Source organism: Ensifer sp. ZNC0028 (genome assembly GCF_000799055.1).
Taxonomy (GTDB): domain Bacteria; phylum Pseudomonadota; class Alphaproteobacteria; order Rhizobiales; family Rhizobiaceae; genus Ensifer.
Map to the genome: position 1 here is coordinate 26,521 of NZ_JTLA01000002.1, position 23,815 is coordinate 50,335.

18 protein-coding genes are annotated in these 23,815 nt (G+C 63.2%); 13 read left to right on the forward strand and 5 right to left on the reverse strand.

Going from position 1 to position 23,815, the window contains the following annotated elements; all coding sequences use genetic code 11:
- Positions 1-87: 87 nt before the first annotated feature.
- The gene (locus tag L981_RS00195; RefSeq protein ID WP_043610637.1) at positions 88-1,944 is read right to left on the reverse strand and encodes a DUF882 domain-containing protein; all 1,857 of its coding nucleotides are present in this window, start codon (positions 1,942-1,944) and stop codon (positions 88-90) included.
- A gap of 180 nt (positions 1,945-2,124) precedes the next feature.
- A complete protein-coding gene (locus L981_RS00200) occupies positions 2,125-3,669 on the reverse strand; it encodes a sigma-54 dependent transcriptional regulator (RefSeq protein WP_043610639.1) in 1,545 nt (514 codons plus the stop codon).
- A 188-nt stretch (positions 3,670-3,857) separates the two neighbouring features.
- On the opposite strand from L981_RS00200, the gene L981_RS00205 reads away from it, so the two are divergent.
- Genes L981_RS00205 through L981_RS00215 form a run of 3 tightly spaced genes read left to right on the forward strand, consistent with a single transcriptional unit; the run spans position 3,858 to position 7,597 of the window.
- Complete coding sequence (locus L981_RS00205; protein WP_043610641.1) at positions 3,858-5,717, forward strand: M3 family oligoendopeptidase; 1,860 nt, start codon at positions 3,858-3,860, stop codon at positions 5,715-5,717.
- Positions 5,718-5,762: 45 nt separating this feature from the next.
- On the forward strand, positions 5,763-6,962 hold the full coding sequence (locus L981_RS00210) for an aminodeoxychorismate synthase component I (RefSeq protein WP_052201491.1): 1,200 nt from the start codon (positions 5,763-5,765) through the stop codon (positions 6,960-6,962).
- Positions 6,959-7,597, forward strand: a complete 639-nt coding sequence (locus L981_RS00215; RefSeq protein WP_043610643.1) for an aminotransferase class IV family protein — start codon at positions 6,959-6,961, stop codon at positions 7,595-7,597. The genes L981_RS00210 and L981_RS00215 overlap by 4 nt, the downstream gene beginning before the upstream one ends.
- Here L981_RS00215 and L981_RS00220 read toward each other — a convergent pair.
- A complete protein-coding gene (locus tag L981_RS00220; RefSeq protein WP_043610644.1) occupies positions 7,562-8,512 on the reverse strand; it encodes a sensor domain-containing diguanylate cyclase in 951 nt (316 codons plus the stop codon). The two genes, L981_RS00215 and L981_RS00220, sit on opposite strands and share 36 nt — an antisense overlap.
- Before the next feature lie 153 nt (positions 8,513-8,665).
- Here L981_RS00220 and L981_RS00225 point away from each other — a divergent pair, with 153 nt between their 5' ends.
- The 8 genes from L981_RS00225 (at position 8,666) to L981_RS00260 (ending at position 18,211) form a co-directional block, all read left to right on the forward strand.
- On the forward strand, positions 8,666-9,544 hold the full coding sequence (locus L981_RS00225; RefSeq protein ID WP_043610757.1) for a DUF3445 domain-containing protein: 879 nt from the start codon (positions 8,666-8,668) through the stop codon (positions 9,542-9,544).
- Between the two features lie 192 nt (positions 9,545-9,736).
- Positions 9,737-11,188, forward strand: a complete 1,452-nt coding sequence (locus L981_RS00230) for a homospermidine synthase (protein WP_043610646.1) — start codon at positions 9,737-9,739, stop codon at positions 11,186-11,188.
- Between the two features lie 173 nt (positions 11,189-11,361).
- Entirely contained in the window at positions 11,362-11,733 is a 372-nt protein-coding gene (gene omp10, locus L981_RS00235) for an outer membrane lipoprotein Omp10 (RefSeq protein ID WP_043610649.1), read from the forward strand.
- Between the two features lie 230 nt (positions 11,734-11,963).
- Positions 11,964-13,841 carry a bifunctional UDP-sugar hydrolase/5'-nucleotidase gene (locus L981_RS00240; RefSeq protein WP_043610650.1) on the forward strand — a complete coding sequence of 626 codons (1,878 nt, stop codon included), beginning with the start codon at positions 11,964-11,966 and terminating at the stop codon, positions 13,839-13,841.
- Positions 13,842-13,964: 123 nt separating this feature from the next.
- Positions 13,965-15,002 (forward strand): ferrochelatase, encoded by a 1,038-nt coding sequence (gene hemH, locus L981_RS00245; protein WP_043610759.1) that lies wholly within the window; start codon positions 13,965-13,967, stop codon positions 15,000-15,002.
- Between the two features lie 196 nt (positions 15,003-15,198).
- On the forward strand, positions 15,199-16,194 hold the full coding sequence (locus L981_RS00250) for an SPFH domain-containing protein (RefSeq protein ID WP_156133928.1): 996 nt from the start codon (positions 15,199-15,201) through the stop codon (positions 16,192-16,194).
- Between the two features lie 3 nt (positions 16,195-16,197).
- A complete protein-coding gene (locus L981_RS00255; protein ID WP_043610654.1) occupies positions 16,198-16,668 on the forward strand; it encodes an NfeD family protein in 471 nt (156 codons plus the stop codon).
- Between the two features lie 94 nt (positions 16,669-16,762).
- The gene (locus L981_RS00260; RefSeq protein WP_043610657.1) at positions 16,763-18,211 is read left to right on the forward strand and encodes an outer membrane beta-barrel protein; all 1,449 of its coding nucleotides are present in this window, start codon (positions 16,763-16,765) and stop codon (positions 18,209-18,211) included.
- A 75-nt stretch (positions 18,212-18,286) separates the two neighbouring features.
- Here the strand turns inward: L981_RS00260 and galU are convergent, their stop codons facing one another.
- Positions 18,287-19,174 (reverse strand): UTP--glucose-1-phosphate uridylyltransferase GalU, encoded by an 888-nt coding sequence (galU, locus tag L981_RS00265; RefSeq protein WP_043610659.1) that lies wholly within the window; start codon positions 19,172-19,174, stop codon positions 18,287-18,289.
- A gap of 398 nt (positions 19,175-19,572) precedes the next feature.
- On the opposite strand from galU, the gene L981_RS00270 reads away from it, so the two are divergent.
- Both L981_RS00270 and L981_RS00275 read left to right on the forward strand, forming a co-directional pair.
- Complete coding sequence (locus L981_RS00270) at positions 19,573-20,793, forward strand: lytic murein transglycosylase (protein WP_043610661.1); 1,221 nt, start codon at positions 19,573-19,575, stop codon at positions 20,791-20,793.
- A 136-nt stretch (positions 20,794-20,929) separates the two neighbouring features.
- Complete coding sequence (locus L981_RS00275; RefSeq protein ID WP_052201492.1) at positions 20,930-22,180, forward strand: DUF459 domain-containing protein; 1,251 nt, start codon at positions 20,930-20,932, stop codon at positions 22,178-22,180.
- A gap of 87 nt (positions 22,181-22,267) precedes the next feature.
- On the opposite strand, the gene L981_RS00280 is transcribed toward L981_RS00275, so the two are convergent.
- Positions 22,268-23,725 (reverse strand): glutamate synthase subunit beta, encoded by a 1,458-nt coding sequence (locus L981_RS00280; RefSeq protein ID WP_043610662.1) that lies wholly within the window; start codon positions 23,723-23,725, stop codon positions 22,268-22,270.
- Positions 23,726-23,815 lie beyond the last annotated feature (90 nt).

Here is a 23,815-nt window from a genome sequence, read left to right on the forward strand (position 1 = left end):
GAGCCGGCGTAAGATGAAGGCAGACGACAGACACGAAAAAGCCCGCCAGGTCGGCGGGCTTTTTCGTGTCTGGTGCTTGGTGGAAGCTCAGTTGGTGCTGAACTTCTTCACTTCCATGAAGTTGACGGCATTGCCGCTGAAGCGGGCCGTGTCGACGTTTGGTCCGGCGCTGCTGGAGAAGCCGGCCGCATAGACCGTCGTCGGGGCAGTCCGCAGGGACTTGCTGACGAAGCGCGGCGCCTTCACCGGCTTGGAAAGCGTTGCGACGCGGCCGGTCGAAAGCGCCCATTCGGAGATGATCTTCTGGGTCAGCTTCGGTTCGGCGCGCACCGACGAGCGGGTCGCGGCATCGGCGTCGTTCTTCTTCGGTCGGCCGCCCTTGGCCGGCGCTTCCGCCTGCGTGTCGAAGGCGCTGTCGAAGATCGCGGCACGTGCATTGGTGCCCGACTGCGGCGCGTAGGCTGCCATCTCGATCGGCTGCGGCTGGGCGACGGGCTGGCGCTCAGCCGGCGTCGGCTGGGCCAGCGCCACACGGGTCTTGGCTTCGGCCGCCACATCACGCGGCGGTTCTGCGGATGCCACGACCGGGCGCTCCGCGAAGGAGGGGATCACGACCTGCGCATCGGCAACGGCGGCAAGGGCAGCGTCGCCCGCGGGCCGCATGGCCGGAACCGGCACGAAACCGAGCGCCTGCATGTCCGGTTCGGCATCGGCGGATGCGACGAGCGTGTTCATGTCGCGGCGGTCAAGCATTTGCGGGACCGGAACCTTCATCGAACCGAGGTCGGCAAATTCGCTCGGCGTTTCCGAGGTTGGCGGCAGGGCTGCGGCAAGCGCTTCCTGGGCCGGGTTCTTCTCCGGCGCCACGAGAGCCACGGCTACACCAGCATCGGCAGGCGCCTGCTTGAAGGCGGGCCGCACGGCCGGAACCGGCGCATTGATGTTCTGTTCGGCAGCAACCGTCGGCTCGGCGGCTACAGAACCGGCAACACCGGGCAGCGCTTCCTGAGCGGCGGGCGCAGCAGCCGTCTGCACCTTGGCAGCGGGCGCAGCACCACCTTCGTCATCGGTACCGGGGCCGGCTGCGATTGCCGAGGGTTCTTCATCCTCGTCGCCGCCACCGCCAAACAGCATGGCAAACAGGTTGCCGCGACGCTTGCCGCTGGCCGTATCGCCCGGACCGGTATCGCCACCGCCAGCGACCTGGATCGCCGAGGCCCCGACGCGACGCTTATAGTCGGCAACCGCCTGGTCATAACCCGGAAGCGGCTTGCCATCGGACGGCAAATGCATGGTCTTGCCGTCGGGGAAGAGGCGTGCCAGTTCGGCGCGGCTCATGCGCGGCCAGGCGCGAACGCCACCGACGTCCATGTGAACGAAAGGCGAGCCAGATGTCGGGTAATAGCCGACGCCGCCCACCTGGAACTTCACGCCGATTTCACGCAGCGTCTTCAGCTTCACATCCGGCAGATAGAAGTCCATCGCCTTGCCGAGCATGTGCTGACTCTTCTTGGCGACACCCTTCGAGCGCGAACGCAGCATGCCGTTGGTCGCCGGCGAACGATAGGCCGAAACGACGTGGATGTAATCGCGCGAGCCGCTCTTCTGGTAGACTTCCCAGACGAGATCGAGCAGGCGCGGATCCATCTTCGTCGGCTCGTTACGGCGCCAGTCGCGCAGGAAGCGGTTGATTTCCTGCAGGCCCTTGGCGTCATAGCGGCCATTGCGCTTGAAGGTGATCTGCGCCTTTTCCTGGGTATGAATGAAATAGAGCTTCAGTGTCCGGGTCTGGCCTGCGGCCTCCACGGGAGGAGCAAAACCAGGCGTCACGAGGGCAGCCGCAAGAGCAACGGATGTCAGAACCTGCGGCACCCGGCGGGTGACCGCCGCGCAGACTCTAGCTAAGGAGCCGAGCGGCTTCTTAAAACCGAACAAATTTGGCATTCAATCCCCGTCCGACGGACAACCGTGCTTCGCTGTCTCAGATGACTGTCAAATAAGGTGACAGCATGGCAAATTTGCCACAGTCGTCACCGCCCCTTATAATATAGTGAATACTTCACTAACAAGGTCTAAACGGCGGTGACTGAATAGCACGGCTAATGAATCGTGAATGCGTCGATTTTATGCCGCCTCTCTCAAGGGGTTATCGGGATCGATGCCATAATCCTTCAGCTTGCGGTAGAGGGTAGACCGACCGATACCGAGCTTGCGGGCCACCTGGCTCATCTGGCCGCGGTAGAATTTCAGCGCAAAACGAATCAGTTCCTCCTCGACTTCCGCAAGCTTGCGCACGTCTCCGCCCTCGTCGACGCTGGCGATCGCGTTCTCCATGCGTGCGTCGCCGGAGGCCTCCGCCTCCATGGATTTCGCCGCACTCGCAAAGTCCGGGTAGACGCTCGACACGGTCTCGCCGCCAGCCGCGGCCCGCTCCGGACCAGCCTCGCCCCAGGAGAAACCGGCGCGATCGGAAACCACGTAGCCGGGGATCTGGGTGGCGATCTGCGGGAAATCCTTCACCGTCAGCTCGTTGCCCTCGGCAAGCACGACGGCGCGGAAGATCGCGTTTTCGAGCTGGCGGATATTGCCCGGCCAGTCATAGGCGGTCAGAAGCGCCAGCGCGCCGCTCGACACCGTCAGCGGCTGGTTCAACCGCTGCTCGGCGGCGAAGCGCTCGACGAAGGAGCGCACCAGCACCGGGATATCTTCCTTGCGCCGGCGGAGCGCCGGGATGGTGATCGGGAAAACGTTGAGGCGATAGTAAAGATCCTCGCGGAACCGCCCTTCGCGCACTTCGTTGATCAGGTCCTTGTTGGTGGCCGAGATCAGCCGGACATTGACCTTCTGCGGATGGCGTGCGCCGATCGTCTCGACCTCGCCCTGCTGGACCGCGCGCAGAAGCTTCACCTGGACTTCCAGCGGCAGGTCGCCGATCTCGTCGAGGAACAGGGTTCCCCCGTCAGCATCGACGAACTTGCCCGTATGCTTTTCGGTCGCGCCGGTAAAGGCGCCCTTCTCGTGGCCGAAGAGGATGCTCTCGACCAGATTGTGCGGGATGGCGCCACAGTTGACGGTAATGAAGGGCTTGCCCACCCGGTCGCTTGCCGACTGGATGGCGCGCGCCACCATTTCCTTGCCGACGCCGCTCTCGCCTTCGAGCACGATCGGAATGTTCGACTGCGCGGCGCGGCGCGCAAGGTCGATCACCCGGATCATCGCCGGGCTTGCAGAGACGATGTCGTCGAAGCCGACGGCGCCACCGCGCGGACGGCGCGAGGTTTTGACCTTGCCGTCACGGCTCGCCATCTTCAGCGCGTTACCGATCGCCACAGACAACCGCTCCGGAGAGACCGGCTTGACCAGGAAGTCGAAGGCTCCGGCCTGCATCGCGTGCACCACGGTCTCGATGCCGCCCTGTCCGGTCTGGACGATGACGGGCGTATCGACGCCGCGCTCGGCCAGCGCTTCGAGGAAGCCGTGGCCGTTCATTTCCGGCATCAGGAGATCGAGCAGGATGACATTGATCATGCCGCCCTTGCGCTCCAGCAGCTCCAGACCGCTGCGGCCGTTATCGGCGAGATGTGCCACATGACCGAGACGCTCGATCATGTTCGTCAGCAACCGGCGCTGCACCGGATCGTCATCAATGACCAGAATGTGTGATGTCACGGAAGCCTCCTGCTCTGGACACGCGGTACTCTTTGGCCAACCTCATGTGCCAAATCACGTCAGGCATCTGTGCCATAAAGGGCTGAACATCATGTTTTGAGAAATGCTTGCATTTTATCCATTGCCGGCGATAGCAATGGGGCCCATATCGCTTGCCTCTTCCTGTCACGAACGAGAGAAATCCGACGATGACCTTCCGCCCCTTCGCCCCCGAGCAATTTGTTGTCCGCGCCGCCGCCGGCCAGAGCCATGGCGCCGCTGCCGACCTCGGTGACCTGCCCTCCTGGCGGCTGGAGGATCTTTATCCCTCCGCGTCCTCGGATGCGTTTCGCAACGATATGAAGAAGGCCGATGCCGACGCGATCGCCTTCGAGGCCAAGTGGAAGGGCAAGCTGGCCGACGCGGCGACGAAGAGCGGCGACGCCGGCATCGGCGCCGCCGTACGGGAATTCGAGGCGCTCGAAGACATCATGGGGCGCATCGCCTCCTTCGCCGGACTCACCTATTTCTCCGACACGTCGAAGCCAGAAAACGGCAAGCTTTACGGCGACGTGCAGTCGAAGCTCACCGACATGTCGGCGCATCTCCTGTTCTTCTCCTTGGAGCTGAACCGGATCGACGACGCGATCCTCGACAAGGCGCTCGAAACAGATGCGCTCGCCGCCCATTACAAGCCCTGGCTGACCGACCTGCGCATGGACAAGCCCTACCAGCTCGACGACAAGCTGGAGCAGCTTTTCCTGGAAAAATCGATGACGGGCGCAGCCGCCTTCAACCGGCTGTTCGACGAGACGATGGCAAGCCTCACCTTCACGGTCGACGGTGAAACGCTGCCGCTCGAGGTCACCCTGAACCTGCTGCAGGACCCGTCGAGCGATGTTCGCAAGAAGGCGGCGATGGCGCTGGCCGAAACCTTCAAGGCCAACATCCGCACCTTCACGCTGATCACCAATACGCTCGCCAAGGACAAGGAAATCTCCGACCGCTGGCGCGGCTTCAAGGATATCGCCGACAGCCGGCATCTGGCCAACCGCGTCGAGCGCGAGGTCGTGGACGCGCTCGCTGAAGCGGTCAAATCCGCCTATCCGCGCCTGTCGCACCGCTACTATTCGCTGAAGGCCAAGTGGCTCGGCATGGAACAGATGGATTTCTGGGACCGCAACGCGCCGTTGCCGGAAACGCCGAATGCGCTGATCTCCTGGGACGAAGCCAAGGACACGGTGCTCTCCGCCTATAATGCCTTCGCTCCGGAAATGGCCGATATCGCCCGCCGCTTCTTCGACGAGCGCTGGATCGACGCACCGGTGCGCCCCGGCAAGGCGCCGGGCGCCTTCGCCCACCCGACGGTACCGTCGGCCCACCCCTATGTGCTCGTCAACTACATGGGCAAGCCGCGCGACGTGATGACGCTCGCCCACGAACTCGGCCATGGCGTGCATCAGGTGCTCGCCGGCGGTCAGGGCGCGCTGATGGCCTCGACCCCGCTGACGCTCGCCGAAACCGCGTCCGTCTTCGGCGAGATGCTGACCTTCCGTGCGCTGCTCGACCAGACGAAGGACAAGCGCGAGCGCAAGGCCATGCTGTCGCAGAAGGTCGAGGACATGATCAACACGGTCGTGCGCCAGATCGCCTTCTACGAATTCGAGCGCAAGGTGCACACCGCGCGCAAGGAAGGCGAGCTGACGGCTGACGATATCGGCAAGCTGTGGCTGTCGGTACAGAACGAGAGCCTGGGCCCGGCCATCCGGATTTCCGAGGGCTACGAGACCTACTGGGCCTATATCCCGCACTTCATCCATTCGCCTTTCTACGTTTATGCCTATGCCTTCGGCGACTGCCTGGTGAACTCGCTCTACGCGGTCTACCAGAACGCCGAACAGGGCTTCCAGGACAAGTACTTCGAGCTTCTGAAGGCCGGCGGCACCAAGCACCATTCCGAACTGCTCGCCCCCTTCGGCCTCGATGCCACCGATCCGTCGTTCTGGGCACAGGGACTGTCGATGATCGAAGGGCTCATCGACGAACTCGAGGCGCTTGATAAGGCCTGATCCGGGCACAGGTCCGGATCACGGCGCGATCGACAAGACGACTTTATGAGCGACACCGCACCCTATGTGCTGTTCCGGGATGACAGCGAAAACCGCACCACGGTTTTCGCATCGCCCTCGCGCGTCATAACCGCCCGCACGAAGGCCGAATTTGTCCGCGGTCTTGCCGAGCTTGAACGCGCACACATATCAGGCAAGTGGATCGCCGGTTTCATGTCCTATGAGGCCGGCCATCTCTTCGAAGAGAAGCTCGAAGGCTTTGCCGAGGAAAATCGCAAGACGCCGCTGATGTCCTTCGGCATCTTCGATGCGCCGAGCGAGGACCATCCCCTCGCCGAGCCGCAGCGGCGCACCGAGAACGAACCCTTCCTGAGCGAACCCCGCGCCGGCTGGGATTTCGAGACCTACCGCGAGCGTTTCGACCGCCTGCACCAGCATCTGCGGCAGGGCGATTGTTACCAGGCAAACCTGACGATGCCGATCCGCGCCCGCTGGTCCGGCGACCCGCGGGCCGCCTTCTGGTCGCTGATCGACCGGCAGCCAGTCAAATACGGCGCGCTCGTCGCCCTCGACGGTCCGGTCCTTCTATCGCGCTCACCGGAGCTCTTCTTCCGCGTCGATGCGGACGGCTGGATCGAGACCCACCCGATGAAGGGCACGGCCAAGCGCGGCGCGTCGGCGGCCGAAGACGCCGAGATCATCGCCGCCATGCGCGCCGACGAAAAGACCCAGGCCGAAAACCGGATGATCGTCGATCTCCTGCGCAACGATATCTCGCGCATCACCGAGGTCGGCACGCTCAGCGTCCCGAAACTCTTCGACATCGAGACCTATCCGACGGTGCACCAGATGGTGAGCCATGTCCGGGCGAAGCTCCTGCCCAACATCACCCTCAAGGACGTCTTCGCAGCACTCTTCCCCTGCGGCTCGATTACCGGGGCGCCGAAGATGCGCGCGATGGAAATCCTGCACGACCTGGAAGACGGGCCCCGCGACGCCTATTGCGGCGCGATCGGCTTCATCGCCCCGAACGGCGTGATGCGGTTCAGCGTCGCGATCCGGACGATCTCGCTCTTTGATAATGGCGATGCCGTCTTCAATGTCGGCGGCGGCATCGTCTTCGACAGCACCGCCCAATCCGAATACGAGGAATGCCTGTTGAAGGCCCGCTTCGCCGTCGGCGACGATAGGATCGCGCTCGGCGAAGGCGATGTCGCGCCCGCCGGCAATGCGGTCATCCGATGACGGATTTCTCGCTGATCGAAACCCTGCGCTACGAGCCCCAAGTCGGCTTCGTCCGCTTGCGCCTGCATCTTGCCCGGTTGGTCCGCTCCGCCCGCCGTCTCGGCATCGCGGGTTCAGATGGCGCGCAGGCCGCGCTGCTTGCGGCGGTCGATGCGGCCGCCGGCAATGCTGGAACCGCGCTTCGGGTGCGCCTCGAGCTGTTCCCGAACGGCCATATCGAGGTGAAGACCGCTCCCTTTGTGCCGCTACCCGAAGATACGGTCTGGCGGGCGCGGATTGCCACCGTCAGGCTCAAGTCGAACGATCCGCTGCTACGCTACAAGACCAGTCGCCGCGCCACCTATGAGGCAGCCCGCAGCGAGTTTGCGGCGAGCGAGGCGGACGAGGTTCTGCTTCTGAACGAGAGGGACGAGGTCTGCGAAGGCACGATCACCTCCGTCTTCCTCGACGACGGCAGCGGCATCCTGAAGACGCCACCGATCGCCTGCGGCCTACTTGCCGGCGTGCTGCGTACCGAGCTCATCTGCCAGCGCCGTGCGCGGGTCGCGCGGTTCTCGCTTGACGACCTTGCCCGCGGCAACCTTTATCTCGGCAATTCGCTACGGGGCCTGATCCGGGTGAACCTCCTGGTCTGAGCCGGGAAGCGTGTAGCGCCGGACGCGATCGCGGCCGTCGCGCTTGGCAAGATAGAGCGCCTGGTCGGCGCGCGCATAGAGATCGCTGACGCTGTCGCCGTCGCGATATTCCGCAACGCCGACAGAACAGGTGTAGAAGAACTCCGGAATGTTCTCGAGCGGTCGCGAGCTTCTGACCCGTTCGAGCAGGCGGTCGAGGATGCGATTACCTTCGCTGATGGTCGTATCCGGCAGGATCAGCATGAATTCCTCGCCGCCGATCCGTCCGAAACAATCCGAACGGCGAACGAATTCCTGCATCTGCCGGGCGAAATCGAGCAGCACCTCGTCGCCGCGCTGGTGCCCGTGGCGGTCGTTGATCGCCTTGAAATAATCGATGTCGATGATCGCGACGCAGCCCCACATATGCGGGTTCTCGGCGCAATTGGCGATGAATTCGGTGAGCCGGCCCATCGTGTAGCGACGGTTGGGAACGCTCGTCAGCTCATCCACCTGGGCGGCCCGAAGCGCGAAGTCGCGGTCCTGCCTGAGCTCGCGCTCTTCCGCATGGATGGCCGTCACGTCGACGGCGATGCACAGCATGCAGCCATCCGCGTCCACCGTCTCCGTCATCCACATCCAGCGACCGTCATGCAGGTCGGTTTCCATGGCGCGGAACGGAACCTTGCCACGCCGATGCATCGTCGAGGCGATCCAGGCATCAATGTCTTCGGTCTTGAGGATCGTTCCGTGGCCGGCAGCGTGGTTCCGGCGCATGATTTCCTCCCAAGTCGGGCTCTCATCCGGGCCGACGTGGTAGGCTGCGCGGAATGCCGGATTGGCAAACCGCAGGCGATCATGCTGGTCGTAGAGCGCGATCAGCACGGGTGTTTTGCTCTGTAAGGCCGCAAGAGCCTTGAGATGACTACCGGTCACGGTCTGTCACGCCTCCGGGTCGGACAACTATCAATTATGGCGCGAAGCGGATGCTTCTAGCGAAGCTATAGCACGAACAGCTTGTGGCAAGCGTTTCATCGTGCGAAACGATAGGGATATGGTTAAATCACAGCCTTGGTGCGGCCGCTGAGCATGAAGCATACGCCTTACGACGGTTCTTCAAAACCTTTCACCATCGGCCTTGCCCAGCTCGACCCCGATCGCTGGATCGAGCCGGACGAACAGCTGCAGCACTACCTCTGCGAAAAGAAGCGGCTGCTTGCGCAAGCGCGCGGTACCGTGTTCGCCGCCGCTGACGGAACGCAGGACGCTCAGCGCGAACTGCTCGACGTTCTGCTCGACTACCTGCCGGTCGCCTACCCGGAGATCTACCGCCGCGACGGCGACCGCATGATCGTCGGCGGCGAGCCCCTGCCGCTCGACGGCGATGAGCCGCTGGCCGTTTCGGGCTCACTGGTCCAGGACGATCTTGCCATCATGCAGAAGACCGACGATGGCTGGCGCCTCAACGCCGCCTATGTCGCCTTTCCCTCCTCCTGGTCGCTCGCCGAAAAATACGGCCGCACCATGAACGAGATCCATGGCCCCGTCCCGGGCTTCGAGCATGGCACCCGCAATGCCGAGCTGATTGCCCGCATGTTCGACAATCTGCCGCCGGGCCGTTTCGTCGAGCGCTTCAACTGGGCGGTCAATGTCGACGGCGCGCTGCACCTGCCGAAATCGAAGTCCGAGGGCATTGCCGCCAGTGCCATCGAGATGACCGAGGAGCGCACCTTCATCCGCATCGAACGGCAGACGCTGCGCAAGCTGCCTGTGACCGGAGCGCTGGTCTTCACCATCCGCATCTATTCGGACCCGCTGGCGATGCTGCGCAAGCGGCCGGATGCCGCAGCGCTGGCCGCATCCTTCGTCGAACAGCTGCGCGCCCTGACCTTGCCGCAGGCCGCCTACAAGGGGCTTGTCAGCAAGCGGGACGGCCTGATTGCTTCACTGCTGACGATCGCCGGTTAAGCACACTCTCAAATAGCGGTTGACCGGCCGGCTCTTTATTGTGACAGCAATCTATGCTCTACAGCGCCGCGTGCCCCACGGGCACAGCGGCCGTTTCGGCACACTCGTACGAGCCAGACAGCGGCCACAGCCGCTTCCTCATGCTTAGTCACCCACCGCCACAGGGAAAGTTTTCTCAGGAGTAAGACAAAAATGGCAGATACCACCTATCCGGTTTACGGCGAGATCACCGGTCCGATCGTCATGATCGGTTTCGGCTCGATCGGTCGCGGCACCTTGCCGCTGATCGAGCGCCACTTCAAATACGACAAGAACCGGTTGATCGTGGTCGAGCCCCGTGAGGATGCTGCCGACAACGAGATCTTCGAACGCCACGGCGTTCGTCACGTTCGCGCGCATGTGACCAAGGACAACTACAAGGAACTGCTGAAGCCGCTCCTGACCGAAGGCGAAGGCCAGGGCTTCTGCGTCAACCTGTCGGTCGACACCGGCTCGGTCGATCTGATGAGGATGTGCCGCAAGCTCGACGTTCTCTACATCGACACGGTCGTCGAGCCGTGGCTCGGCTTCTATTTCGACAGCGAAATGGACAATTCCGAGCGCACCAACTATGCGCTGCGCGAAACCCTGCGCAAGGAAAAGGAAAAGAACCCGGGCGGCACGACCGCGGTTTCCACCTGCGGCGCCAATCCGGGCATGGTCTCCTGGTTCGTCAAGCAGGGCCTCCTCAACCTCGCCAAGGACCTCGGCGTAAAGTTCGAAGAGCCGCATCAGGACGACCGCGAAGGCTGGGCCAAGCTGATGAAGAAGGTCGGCGTCAAGGGCGTGCACATCGCCGAGCGCGACACCCAGCGCACCAAGAACCCGAAGCCGTTCAACACCTTCTGGAACACCTGGTCGGTCGAAGGCTTCATCTCCGAGGGCTTGCAGCCAGCCGAACTCGGCTGGGGCACCCATGAAAACTGGATGCCGAAGAACGCCAAGAAGCACAAGAAGGGCTGCAAGGCGGCGATCTACCTGGAGCAGCCGGGCGCCAACACCCGCGTGCGCAGCTGGTGCCCGACCCCCGGCCCGCAGTATGGCTTCCTCGTGACCCACAACGAAGCGATCTCGATCGCCGACTTCTTCACGGTTCGCGACAAGGACGGCGAAGTCACCTATCGCCCGACCTGCCACTACGCCTACCATCCGGCCAACGACGCGGTTCTGTCGCTGCACGAAATGTTCGGCAACGGCGGCAACGCCCAGCCGGTGCACCACGTCCTTGACGAAAAGGAACTGGTCGACGGCGTCGACGAACTCGGCGTGCTGCTCTACGGCCACGACAAGAACGCCTACTGGTTCGGTTCGCGCCTGTCGCTTGAAGAAACCCGCCGCATCGCGCCTTACCAGAACGCCACCGGCCTGCAGGTGACCTCGGCGGTTCTCGCGGGCATGGTCTGGGCAATCGAGAACCCGAAGTCCGGCATCGTCGAAGCCGACGAGATGGACTACAAGCGGTGCCTCGAAGTGCAGCTGCAGTACCTCGGCCCGGTCGAAGGTCACTACACCGACTGGACCCCGCTCGACGGTCGCCCGGGCCTGTTCCCGGAAGACATCGACACCAAGGATCCGTGGCAGTTCAAGAACATCCTCGTTCGCTAAGCTGCTGAGACGTAAGCGCATCCGGCCCGGGACACGCACGTGCCCCGGGCCTTTTCATCTCTGGCGGAAAAGCCCGAGCCTGCAGCCTGCCACTCTTGCTTTCAACTCATGATCGCGGCATGGTCTGCCGGAATGAAACAATCCGCTCGACCCAAACGCGGGGGAAATCGCCCATGAAGCCATTCGCCGTTCTGACCCTAATCGCAACCGCGGCGGCGCTTGCCTCCTGCCAGTCGTCGCCACGGATCATCGATGACGGTGGACAGCCGGCACGCCAGGCATCAGGCGTCGAGGGCTCCTGGGTGGACCCGAACGGTATCGTCTCGACATTTGCCGGCGGCACGTTCTCCACGCGCACGACCGACACCAATCAGCTGCTCGCCTCGGGCAACTACGTCAAGACGAGCCCGACCCTTGTCGAGATCAACATGACCTCGCTGGTGCGCAACACCCAGTCCAAGGTCGCCTGCGCTCTTGTCACCCAGAACCAGCTCAATTGCACGACCGATGCCGGTGCGCAGTTCTCGCTGGCGCGACGCGGCTAATACAGCAAACCGGAAACAACAAAAGCCTCCACCCGGAGGCTTTTTTCGTTTCAGCGCCACGACTTAACCTTAACGGTAAACCCGACAACCGGGGCGTGGTTTTAGCGCTTGAAGTCGCCTCCAAGTGATGAAAACATCCGCCCCGGCAAAGCCACCCCGATCGTGGGGACCGGATCCTCTTGGTGGGTGCGGATGCGGTCGGACGACAACCGGCAAAACAGGAGAACATCATGATCAGACACGTGCGGACCGGCCTGATGACCGCGTCCATTCTTGCCCTCTCCTCGGGCGCAGCCTTCGCCGATTATGAATTGAACATCCTGCATATCAACGACCTTCATTCGCGCATCGAATCGATCAACAAGTTCGATTCCACCTGCTCGGCAGAAGAGGAAGGCAAGAACGAGTGCTTCGGCGGCGTCGCGCGCCTGAAAGCGCTGATCGACCAGAAGCGCCAGGACCTCTCAGGCAAGAACGTGCTGCTCTTGAACGCCGGCGACAACTTCCAGGGCTCGCTGTTCTTCACCACCTACAAGGGCCTGGCGGAAGCCGAATTCCTCAACCTGATGAAGTTCGACGCGATGACCGTCGGCAACCATGAATTCGACGAGAGCGAAGACGGCCTTGCCGGCTTCCTCGACAAGATCGCCTTCCCTGTTGTCACCGCCAACGTGCTGCCGAGCGTCAAGTCGAAGATCGGCGATCGCATCAAGCCGTCGCTCGTGCTCGACGTCGGCGGCCAGAAGGTCGGCATCGTCGGCGCGGTTGCCAACGACACGCCGGAACTCTCCTCCCCCGGCCCGGACATCCTGATCGGTGACGACGTCGCCACCACCACGGCAGCCGTCGAGGAACTGAAGAAGCAGGGCGTCGACAAGATCATCGCGCTCACCCATGTCGGCTATCCGCGCGACCTCGCGGCCATCGCCAAGATCCCGGATGTCGACGTCGTCGTCGGCGGCCACTCGCACAGCCTGCTCTCCAACACCGATGCGAAGGCCGAGGGACCTTACCCGACGATGGTCGACAACCCCGGCGGCTACAAGGTTCCGGTGGTCCAGGCCGGCTCCTACACCAAGTATCTCGGCGACCTCGTCGTCACCTTCGACGACAAGGGCGTGGTCAAATCTGCCAAGGGCGACCCGATCCTCGTCGACAGCTCGGTCAAGCCGGATGGGTCCGTGCTTGCCCGCGTCGCCGAACTCGGCAAGCCGATCGAAGAGCTGCGCTCGAAGATCATCGCCAAGACCGAAGCGCCGATCGACGGCTCGCGTGAGAATTGCCGCGCCAAAGAGTGCGAGATGGGCAGCCTGCTTACCGACGCCATGCTCGACCGCGTAAAGGGCCAGGGCGTGACCATCGCCATCACCAACGGTGGCGGTCTGCGCGCGTCCATCGATGCCGGCGACGTTTCGATGGGCGAAGCCATCACCGTGCTGCCGTTCCAGAACACCGTTGCGACCTTCCAGATCAAGGGCGACGGCATTCGTGCAGCCCTTGAAAACGGCCTCAGCAAGCTCGAGGAAGCCGGCGGCCGTTTCCCGCAGGTGGCCGGCATGAAGTTCTCCTTCGACAAGTCGAAGCCGGTCGGCAGCCGCGTCGTCTCGGTCGAGGTGAAGGAAGGCGAGGCCTATGTCCCGCTCGATCCGGCCAAGACCTATTCGCTCGTCACCAACAACTACATGCGCAATGGCGGCGACGGCTACGACGTCTTCAAGACGCAGGGTGAAAACGCCTACGACTACGGTCCGGGCCTCGAAACCGTGCTTGCCGACTACCTCGCCGCCCACCAGCCGTTCAAGCCCTATACCGACGGCCGCATCACCGAGGTCGCTTCGGCCGCAGGCGCTGCGACGACCGAACAGCCGGCAACCGAAGCAAAGCCGGCGGCCGACGCCACGGCAGCCCAGCCGGCAACAAGCGCTGGCGGCACCGCGGCAGCGAGCGGCCCGCAGAAGCATGTGATCGCCAAGGGCGACACGCTCTGGGACCTCGCCAAGGCCTTCTACGGCGAAGGCGCACTCTGGAAGAAGATCTCCGACGCCAACGGCAAGCCGGCGCCGCGCGCCCTGCATGTCGGCAAGGAACTGGAGATTCCGGCAAAGTAAGACAATTTGCCTCTCTTTTCAGGGCCGGCGCGGGCTTCCCCGCGCCGGCTTTTCTTTTTAGAAGGACTGGAAACCGAAGGAACGAAAGCGGCGTCCCGATACGGGGACCCGACGAGGATGAAGATGACCGATCAGCTTGCCGTGACCACTCCTGCCAACCACCCTTCCGTCAAATCCGGAAAGGTCGGCATCCTGCTGGTCAATCTCGGCACCCCCGACGGCACCGACTACACCTCGATGCGCCGCTACCTGAAGGAGTTTCTGACCGACCGCCGGGTGATCGAATGGTCGCGGCTGTTCTGGTACCCGATCCTGTTCGGCATCGTGCTCAACACCCGCCCCGGCAAGGTCGGCAAGGCCTATGAGACGATCTGGAACAAGGACCTGAACGAAAGCTACCTGCGGACCTACACCCGCAACCAGTCCGAACTGATGGCCAAGTCCTTCGCCGACCAGCCCAACGTGATCGTCGACTGGGGCATGCGCTACGGCCAGCCGTCGATCGCATCGCGCATGGACGCGCTGCAGAAGGCCGGCTGCGAACGCATTCTCGTCTTCCCGCTCTATCCACAATATGCCGCCGCCACCACGGCCACCGTCAACGACAAGGCCTTCGAGGCGCTTCTGAAGATGCGCTGGCAGCCAGCGCTGCGCACCGTTCCGCCTTACCACGACGACCCCGTCTACATCGACGCGCTGGCGACGTCGATCGAGCGTCACCTGGCGACGCTCGACTGGGAGCCGGAAGTGGTGCTCACCTCCTTCCACGGCATTCCGAAGAGCTACTTCGACAAGGGCGACCCCTACTACTGCCAGTGCCAGAAGACCGCGCGGCTGCTGCGCGAAAAGCTCGGCTGGGCGAAGGACAAGCTTCAGGTCACCTTCCAGTCGCGCTTCGGGCCTGAGGAATGGTTGCAACCCTACACCGACAAGACGGTCGAAAAGCTCGCCCAGGATGGCGTCAAGCGCATCGCCGTGCTCAATCCCGGCTTCGTCTCCGACTGTCTGGAAACGCTGGAAGAGATCGCCGAGCAGGCGGCCGAGAGCTTCCACCACAATGGCGGCGAGAAGTTCACCCACATCCCCTGTCTGAACGACAGCGCCGAAGGCATGGCCGTGCTCGAACACGTCGTGCGCCGGGAGCTTGCCGGCTGGCTTTGAGCCTCCCGCCAGCCCACTTGAAAACGGCACGCCGATCACCACCTCAGGATGAAGGAGCCGCGCGCTCGCCCACCGGCGAGTGCGCCTTTCTAACATTTTGAATTTACGCGCAATCCGCGGAAAACCGATTCCGAATGGAAACGGAATACGCTAGACTGCAGCCACAGGTCGAGATTGCAATTTAAGGGGGTATATCTTGGGCGGAATGGATATCGTCGTCATTGGCTTCGTGGTGCTTATCATCCTGGTCCTCTTCATGGGGATCAAGACGGTCCCCCAGGGCTACCGCTATACGATCGAACGCTTTGGCCGGTACACGAAAACGCTTGAGCCTGGTCTCAACCTGATCGTTCCCTTCATCGACCGGATCGGCGCGAAGATGAACGTGATGGAACAGGTGCTCGACGTACCGACCCAGGAAGTCATCACCAAGGACAATGCCAGCGTCTCGGCCGATGCCGTCGCCTTCTATCAGATCCTGAACGCGGCGCAGGCCGCCTACCAGGTCGCGCATCTGGAAAACGCCATCCTGAACCTGACGATGACGAACATCCGCTCGGTCATGGGCTCGATGGATCTCGACGAACTCTTGTCCAACCGCGATACGATCAATGACAGGCTGCTGCACGTCGTCGACGAGGCCGCCAGCCCCTGGGGCATCAAGATCACCCGCGTCGAGATCAAGGACATCGCGCCGCCGAAGGACCTGGTCGATGCCATGGCGCGGCAGATGAAGGCCGAGCGCGAAAAGCGCGCCCAGGTGCTGGAAGCCGAAGGTGCCAGAAACGCCCAGATCCTGCGCGCCGAAGGCGCCAAGCAGTCGGCGATCCTGCAGGCCGAAGGCCAGCGTGAAGCAGCCTTCCGCGACGCCGAGGCGCGCGAACGTCTGGCGGAAGCCGAGGCGAAGGCGACCAAGATGGTCTCCGAGGCCATTGCGGCCGGCGACGTGCAGGCGATCAACTACTTCGTCGCGCAGAAGTATACCGAAGCGCTCGCTTCGATCGGCACCGCCAACAACCAGAAGATCGTGCTGATGCCGATGGAAGCCTCGGCGCTGATCGGTTCGCTCGGCGGCATCGGCGCCATCGCCAAGGAAGTGTTCGGCAACGGCGACACCACGCCGGCGAGACCGCGCCAGTCGACGCCGCGCACCACGCCGGCCTTCCCGGCCGATCCCTCGCAAGGGAAGTAACCCATGATCGAACGCGCCATTCAAGAACTCGGGCCCTGGAGCTGGTGGGTTCTGGGCTTCGTGCTTCTGGCAGCCGAGCTCGTCGCGCCCGGCGTGTTCCTGATCTGGATCGGCGTCGCGGCCCTTGTCGTCGGCATCCTGTCCCTCCTCCTTTGGGAGGTCGGTTTCTGGATTTGGCAGGTTCAGCTGGTGCTTTTTGCACTGCTGTCGGTGGCGGCCGTTCTGCTCGGCCGCCGCTTCGCTCTCTCCACCTCCGAGACATCCGACGAGCCGCTGTTGAACCAGCGCGCCGAAAGCCTCGTCGGCCGCACGGCGGTGTTAGAGAAGCCGATCGCCGAGGGCCGAGGGCGGATCCGGCTCGACGACACGTTCTGGATCGTCGAGGGGCCGGACCTGCCGGCCGGCACGCGGGTGCGCGTCGTTTCCACCAACGGCCGCAACCTGACCGTCGAAGGCGTAACCGCAAGCGGCTGATGCCACGACGTTTTTTCCGCTTGGAAACGATTGCTTAACCACGTCGCTTTACGATTGCGAAAGGATTGCAATCAGGCTCGTGGACAAACGGCATATGGTGCCAGGCACATCTCGCTCGACCAAAGGAGACGCGCGGCGTTCAGCCTCGCTGGCGTTACTGCTGGCTGGCACGGCGCTGCTTGTCCCGGCGTCCCTGAACGCCCAGACCGCCACCACCGCGCCGGCGACGACCTATACTGCCGGCACGGCACCGTCAGCCGTCCCGGCCACGACACCCGCGATCACCGATCCGCAGACGACCGGCGCCGTCAGCGCCGACGATCTGACACCGGCTTCAAACGAGGATTACCTCCGCCTGAACCAGCGCGAGCCGACGCTCGACGGCCTGCGGCTGCGGGCCTATGACCCCGAATACGATCGCGCAGCGGGCATTCGCCTCGGCACCTTCACGCTGCGCCCTGAAATCAGCGAGACCATCAATCACGAATGGCGCAAGGACGGCGACACCAAGACCAACCGCGGCTATCTCGAAACAGGAATTCGCGGCACCTTGACGTCGGACTGGTCGCGGCATCAGCTGATCGTCACCGGCGAAGGCGTACTGCAGAACAACATCTCCGGCGAGGGCGAGGAAGAGCCGCGCGCCAATGTCGATGCCGAATTGCGCCTCGATCTCTGGGACGAAACGATCGCCCGTCTGCGTGCCGGCTATAGCTTCGAGCGCGAAGACGCCGACGACCCGAACGCGATTTCGAACGCCAAGGACCAGTCCGCCGTCAACACCTACCGCCTTGGCGCCGCCATCGAGCGCGACTTCGGCCTGATCCGCGGCTCGGTCGGCATCGATTTCGACCGGCGCACCTATGGCGATGTCGAACTCGAAAACGGCACGAACCTGTCGGTCAAGTATCGAAACCGCAACACCGGCATGCTGACGGCCCGCGTCGGCTACGAACTGTCGCCGGCGCTGATCCCGTTCATCGAGGGCTCCGTCGGCAAGTCGCTCTACGACCTGCGCCAGGACCCGCTCGGCTTCGAACGTTCCTACCAGACCTATGCCGGACGCGGCGGTATCGAGCTCGACCTCGGCGAGAAGCTCTATGGCGAGCTCGGCCTCGGCTACGAGACCTACAATTTCGAGGATGGCCGACTTGGCGATCTCAGCGGCCTTTCGGTCGATGGCCGTCTCAACTGGTCGCCGCAACGCGGTACCGACGTGCTCTTCGCCGTTTCGACCGACCTCAACCCGTCGACGACGCCGGGTGATGCCGGCTCGATCGACTACAACTTCACCAACATCATCACCCACCAGATGCGCTCGGACCTGGTCGCGCGACTGACGAACAACCTGACGCTCCGCAACTACCCTTCGAACGCCCGTTCGTCGGACGAGACCACCTGGCGCACCGGCGCCGGCCTCACCTACGACATCAACCGCTACCTGGCGCTGACGGGCGATGTCAGCTACGAGCGTACCACCCGCGATCAGGGCGACACCACCGACATCACTCGTGTCGGCGTCGGGTTGACGCTCCGCCGCTGAGGCAATCCGATCATCAGATAAAAAAAGCCGCGCCCGATGGGCGCGGCCTTTCTGCCTTCGAGAAGAGAAAGCCGATTACTTCAGGCTGCCGAGCAGGCTCTTCAGCGGGCCTTCGACGGTCGGACGGATATCGCCACGCTCGAGCGCGAAGGCGACGTTTGCCAGGATGAAGCCGTCCTTGGCGCCACAGTCGTAGGTATCGCCACGGAAGTGGTAAGCGGCGAACTGCTGGTTGTCGGAAAGCTTGAGCATGCCGTCGGTCAGCTGGATCTCGTTGCCCGCACCGCGCTCCTGCTTTTCGAGAATCGGGAAGATCTCCGGCTGCAGGATGTAGCGGCCGTTGATGAAGAAGTTCGAGGGAGCCGTACCCGGTGCCGGCTTCTCGACCATCTTGGTGATCTTGAAACCTTCGCCGACCTTATCGCCGACGCCGACAATACCGTACTTGTGCGCCTGGTCCGGCGCGCATTCCTCAACGGCGATGACGTTGCCGCCGCTCTGTTCGTAGAGCTCGACCATGCCCTTCAGGCAGCCCTTTTCACCCTTCATGATCATGTCGGGCAGAAGCAGCGCAAACGGCTCGTTGCCGACGAGATCACGGGCGCACCAGACCGCGTGGCCAAGGCCAAGCGGCGCCTGCTGGCGGGTAAAGCTGGTGGTGCCGGCCTTCGGCAGGATGCCGTCGAGAAGGGCGATCTCGGCCTTCTTGTTGCGCTCGCGCAGCGTCTGGTCGAGCTCGACCTGGATGTCGAAATAGTCCTCGATGACGGCCTTGCTGCGGCCGGTCACGAAGATCAGATGCTCGATACCGGCTTCCAGCGCCTCGTCGACCACATATTGAATGACCGGCTTGTCCACCACCGTCAGCATTTCCTTCGGCACGGCCTTGGTCGCCGGCAGGAAACGGGTGCCCAGTCCTGCGACCGGGAACACGGCTTTGCGGACTTTACGCTTGTCGGTCATCGATACCTCCTTGAAAGGATTTCACTCATAACTCTTGCCGAATGGTCCCGGACGTCAATCCGTCCCGAACCATACAGCGCTCCGTAATGGAGCCGCAATCTCTATGCCGTCAGCTGAACACAGCATGAACCGACGAAACAAATGCATATGCGAACTCCACGACCAAGGCTTGACATTTTCTGTGGCCGAAGACGCCACCACATTTTCATGGTAAAGGGTTTGTTGACCACGTTTCTGTAGATTCGTTGCAATCCGGCAATGCAACAAGCGCGGCCGGATCCGAACCAGGAGCCGCCGACGACTGCCCCCACCGTCGAGGCTGGCCCCAGACTGCCACCTTGCGGAGTGATTCGGGCCATGACGGCCGAAACTCCGCAGAGAAACGGAACCGACAGCTGATGATCAGAAACCGCAGGACGTTTTTCCGTCATATCGCAGCCGCCCTCGTCCTATCCGCCGCCACCCTCGGCACCTCCCCCGCGCGCGCCGATACCGGGTTCCAGAACTGGATCAACGAGTTTTACGCGACCGCCGCCCAGGCAGGCATCACCAAGGCAACCTACCGCCAGGCCTTTGCCGGCGTGAAGTCGCCCGACCAGACCGTGATCGACAAGGCCAACTACCAGCCGGAGTTCAAGCACAAGATCTGGGAATATATCGATTCCCGCGTGAACCCCTACACCAAGCGCGTCGGCCAGGAGATGGCGACCAAGCACGCCCGCACGCTGAACGCGCTGGAGAAACACTTCGGCGTCGACAAGACCATTCTGCTCGCCATCTGGTCGATGGAGTCCAACTACGGCGCCGTGCTGGAAAAGGACGACCGCCTGCACTACGTGCCGCGCGCGCTCGCCACCCTTGCCTATGCGGATCCGAAGCGGTCGAACTATGCCAAGAAGCAGCTGATCGCCGCGCTGAAGATCCTGCAGAAGGGCGATATCACCCCGCGTGAGCTGACCGGCTCCTGGGCGGGCGCAATGGGCCACACCCAGTTCATCCCCACGAGCTACCTGCTCTATGCGGTCGACGCAGACGGGAACGGTCACCGCGACATCTGGAATTCCGTGCCGGACGCGCTGGCAACCGCCGCCAACCTTCTGAAGAAGAATGGCTGGCAGCCGGGCGAGACCTGGGGCTACGAGGTCGCGCCGCCGGCCAATGCCGCGAAATATTCGGGCCAGACGAAGACGCTCAAGGAATGGGCGTCGCTCGGTTTCATCCGGCCGAACGGCAAGGGCTTCCGCAATGGCAGCACGCGCGCCGAACTCAAATTGCCGAGCGGTGGCCAGGGCCCGGGCTTCCTGATGACCAAGAACTTCTTCGTCATCAAGCGCTACAACGCGTCGGACAGCTACGCGCTCGGCGTCGGCCTGCTTGCCGACCAGATCGCCGGCTACCAGGGGATGCAACAGCGCTGGCCGCGCCCGGACGGATCGCTTGATATCAGCGAGAAGTTCGAGTTGCAGAACCGGCTGAAGGAGCTTGGCTACTACAGCGGCGAAGTCGACGGCAACTTCGGCTCCGGCTCTAAGGCCGCGATCCAGGCGTTCCAGTCGAAGAACGGGCTGGCGCCGGATGGAGAGCCGACCCAGATGCTGCTGCGGGCGCTGCGCAACTAGCAGGCTCGAAACGGTTTCACGATCTGCGTATCCGTGAGATAAAAGACCGAAAAGGCGCGCTGCATTCCCTGCGGCGCGCTGATCCGTGACAGCGGCCAGGCGCCGCCGGAACACGTATGAACGGGCAGAAAAGCAGATGACGAGCAAGCGCAGCAGGCAACAGGGCCGGACGCCGTTCGGGATTGCGACGATCATGATCGCGCTTGCGGCCATGCTCACCGTCAGCCTGTTCGCCAGCTTTGCCGAGGCGCAGGAGCGGGTGCAGCGGCGCAACCTGTTCCAGATGCTCTTTGGCGGACTGAGCCGCGAGCGGCCGGTCTATGAGGACCGGGACTATTTTCCCGAACAGCCGCGCCCGAAGCGCCAGCGCCAGCCGCAACAGCGCCAGAAGGGCCTGGGTCAACAGAAGCAGAAGCCGAAACCTGCCGACACCGCTGCCCCGGCGCCCGTGGTGGTGGAAAAGGCGCCGGATGCCAAGAAGGTGCTCGTCGTCGGCGACTTCATGGCCGGTAGCCTTGGCGACGGCCTGAAGACCGCCTTCGAGATGACGCCCGGCATCACCATCGAGACACGCGCGAACGGCTCGTCCGGTCTCGTGCGCGAGGACTATTTCAATTGGCCCGGCACGCTGCCGGGCTATGTCGGCGAAGTGAAGCCGTCGGTCATCATCATCAGCCTGGGCGCCAATGACCGACAGCAGATGCAGATCGGCAGCACCAAGGAGAAGTTCCGCTCCGACCTTTGGACGGAAGAATATCGCAAGCGCGTCAACGCGCTGGCAGCCCTTGCGCGCAAGGAAAAGCTGCCGGTTCTCTGGGTCGGCATGCCACCATTCCAGTCGGCCGCCATGACCGCCGACATGGTCACCTTCAACGGCATCTACCGCGAGGAAATCGAGAAGGTCGGTGGCCAGTTCGTCGACATCTGGGACGGTTTCGTCGACGAGGGCGGCAAGTTCGTGCTGACCGGGTCCGACATCAACGGCCAGCAGGTGCGCCTGCGCGGCGCCGACGGCGTCAACCTGACCAAGGCGGGCAAGCGCAAGCTCGCCTTCTATGTGGAGAAGGACATCCGCCGGCTGCTCGGCGATGCCGCCGCGACCGACAAGAACGTACCGGGCGCCGACGAACTCAAGGACCTTGTGGTGACCGCACCGCTCGGCAACGAGGATATCGTCAAGACCCAGCCGATCGGGCTGACCGATCCGGCTCTCGACGGCGCCGCATCCCTGCTCGGCAGCGCAGCACCGGACAAGGGCAACGGCAAGAGCCCGCGCGACCTGCTGGTGGGCAAGGGCGACGTCGCCGCCGCCCCGGTCGGCCGCGTCGATGACTTCCGCTTGTCGAAACCGAGCACGGTGATCAGCAACCCGGTGATCCGCAACTAGATCGACGAACACTCGGCCTTCTGGCCCGGCCACAAAAAAAGCCCCGCATCGCTGCGGGGCTTTTTTCATGCTTGGGAGTGAACTTGCTTAGCGCGGCAGGGTGGTCGAACCCATCAGCGCCTCGTCGATCGCGCGCGCCGCCTGGCGGCCTTCGCGGATCGCCCAGACGACGAGCGACTGGCCGCGGCGCACGTCGCCGGCGGTCCAAAGCTTGTCGACCGAGGTCTTGTAGTCACGCTCGTTGGCAACGACGTTGGTCGAGCCGCGGCGGTCGGTGTTGAGCGTCAGCTTGTCGCCGAGGTCCTTGATCACGCTGTTGGTGAAGGGACCGCTGAAACCGATGGCGATGAAAGCGAGATCGGCCTTGATGATGAACTCCGTGCCGGCGACCGGCTTGCGGCGATCATCCACCTGGCAGCACTTCACGCCGGTGAGATTACCGTCCTCGTCGCCGATGAATTCGAGCGTCGCCACCTGGAACTCGCGGATCGCACCTTCGGCCTGGCTGGAGGAGGTGCGCATCTTGGTTGCCCAGAACGGCCAGACGGCAAGCTTGTCTTCCTTTTCCGGCGGCTGCGGGCGGATGTCGAGCTGGGTCACCTTGACCGCGCCCTGGCGGAAAGCGGTGCCGACGCAGTCGGACGCGGTATCGCCACCGCCGACGACGACGATGTGCTTGCCGCCGGCAAGGATCGGCTGCGACGGCCAGCCGACGCTGTCGATGTTCTCGCGACCGACGCGGCGGTTCTGCTGCACCAGATAGGGCATCGCGTCATGAACGCCGGCGAACTGGACGCCCGGGATGCCCGCATCACGCGGGGTCTCGGAGCCGCCGCAGTAGAGCACGGCGTCGTGATCGTCGAGCAGGCGCTGCATCGGGACATCGACGCCGACATTGATGCCGCAATGGAAAGTGACCCCTTCGCCGCGCATCTGATCGACGCGGCGATCAATGAAGTTCTTTTCCATCTTGAAGTCCGGGATACCGTAGCGCAGCAGGCCGCCGGGCTTGGTTTCGCGTTCGTAGACGTGAACCTCATGGCCGGCACGGGCAAGCTGCTGGGCCGATGCCATGCCGGCAGGACCCGAGCCGATGACCGCGACCTTCTTGCCGGTCTTGGTGACGGCCGGCTGCGGCACGATGTAGCCCATCTCATAGGCCTTGTCGGCGATCGCCTGCTCGACGGTCTTGATCGCGACCGGCGTGTCTTCAAGGTTCAGCGTGCAGGCTTCCTCGCACGGCGCCGGGCAGACGCGACCGGTGAATTCCGGGAAGTTGTTGGTCGAATGCAGGTTGCGGATCGCCTCGTCCCAGTTGCCGTTGTAGACGAGGTCGTTCCAGTCCGGGATCTGGTTGTGCACCGGGCAGCCGGTCGGGCCGTGGCAATAGGGGATGCCACAGTCCATGCAGCGTGCGGCCTGCTTCTGCACTTCCGGTTCTGACATCGGAATGGTGAATTCGCGAAAATGGCGGATGCGGTCGGACGCCGGCTGGTACTTTGCCACTTGCCGGTCGATCTCGAGAAATCCAGTTACCTTACCCATCGTTTCATCCTGAAAGCTTTGCGTCTGAACAGGCGCTTTTGACAAGCGCGCGTGAAGGGCCCCCGAACCGATCTGCAATGAACCGGGAGC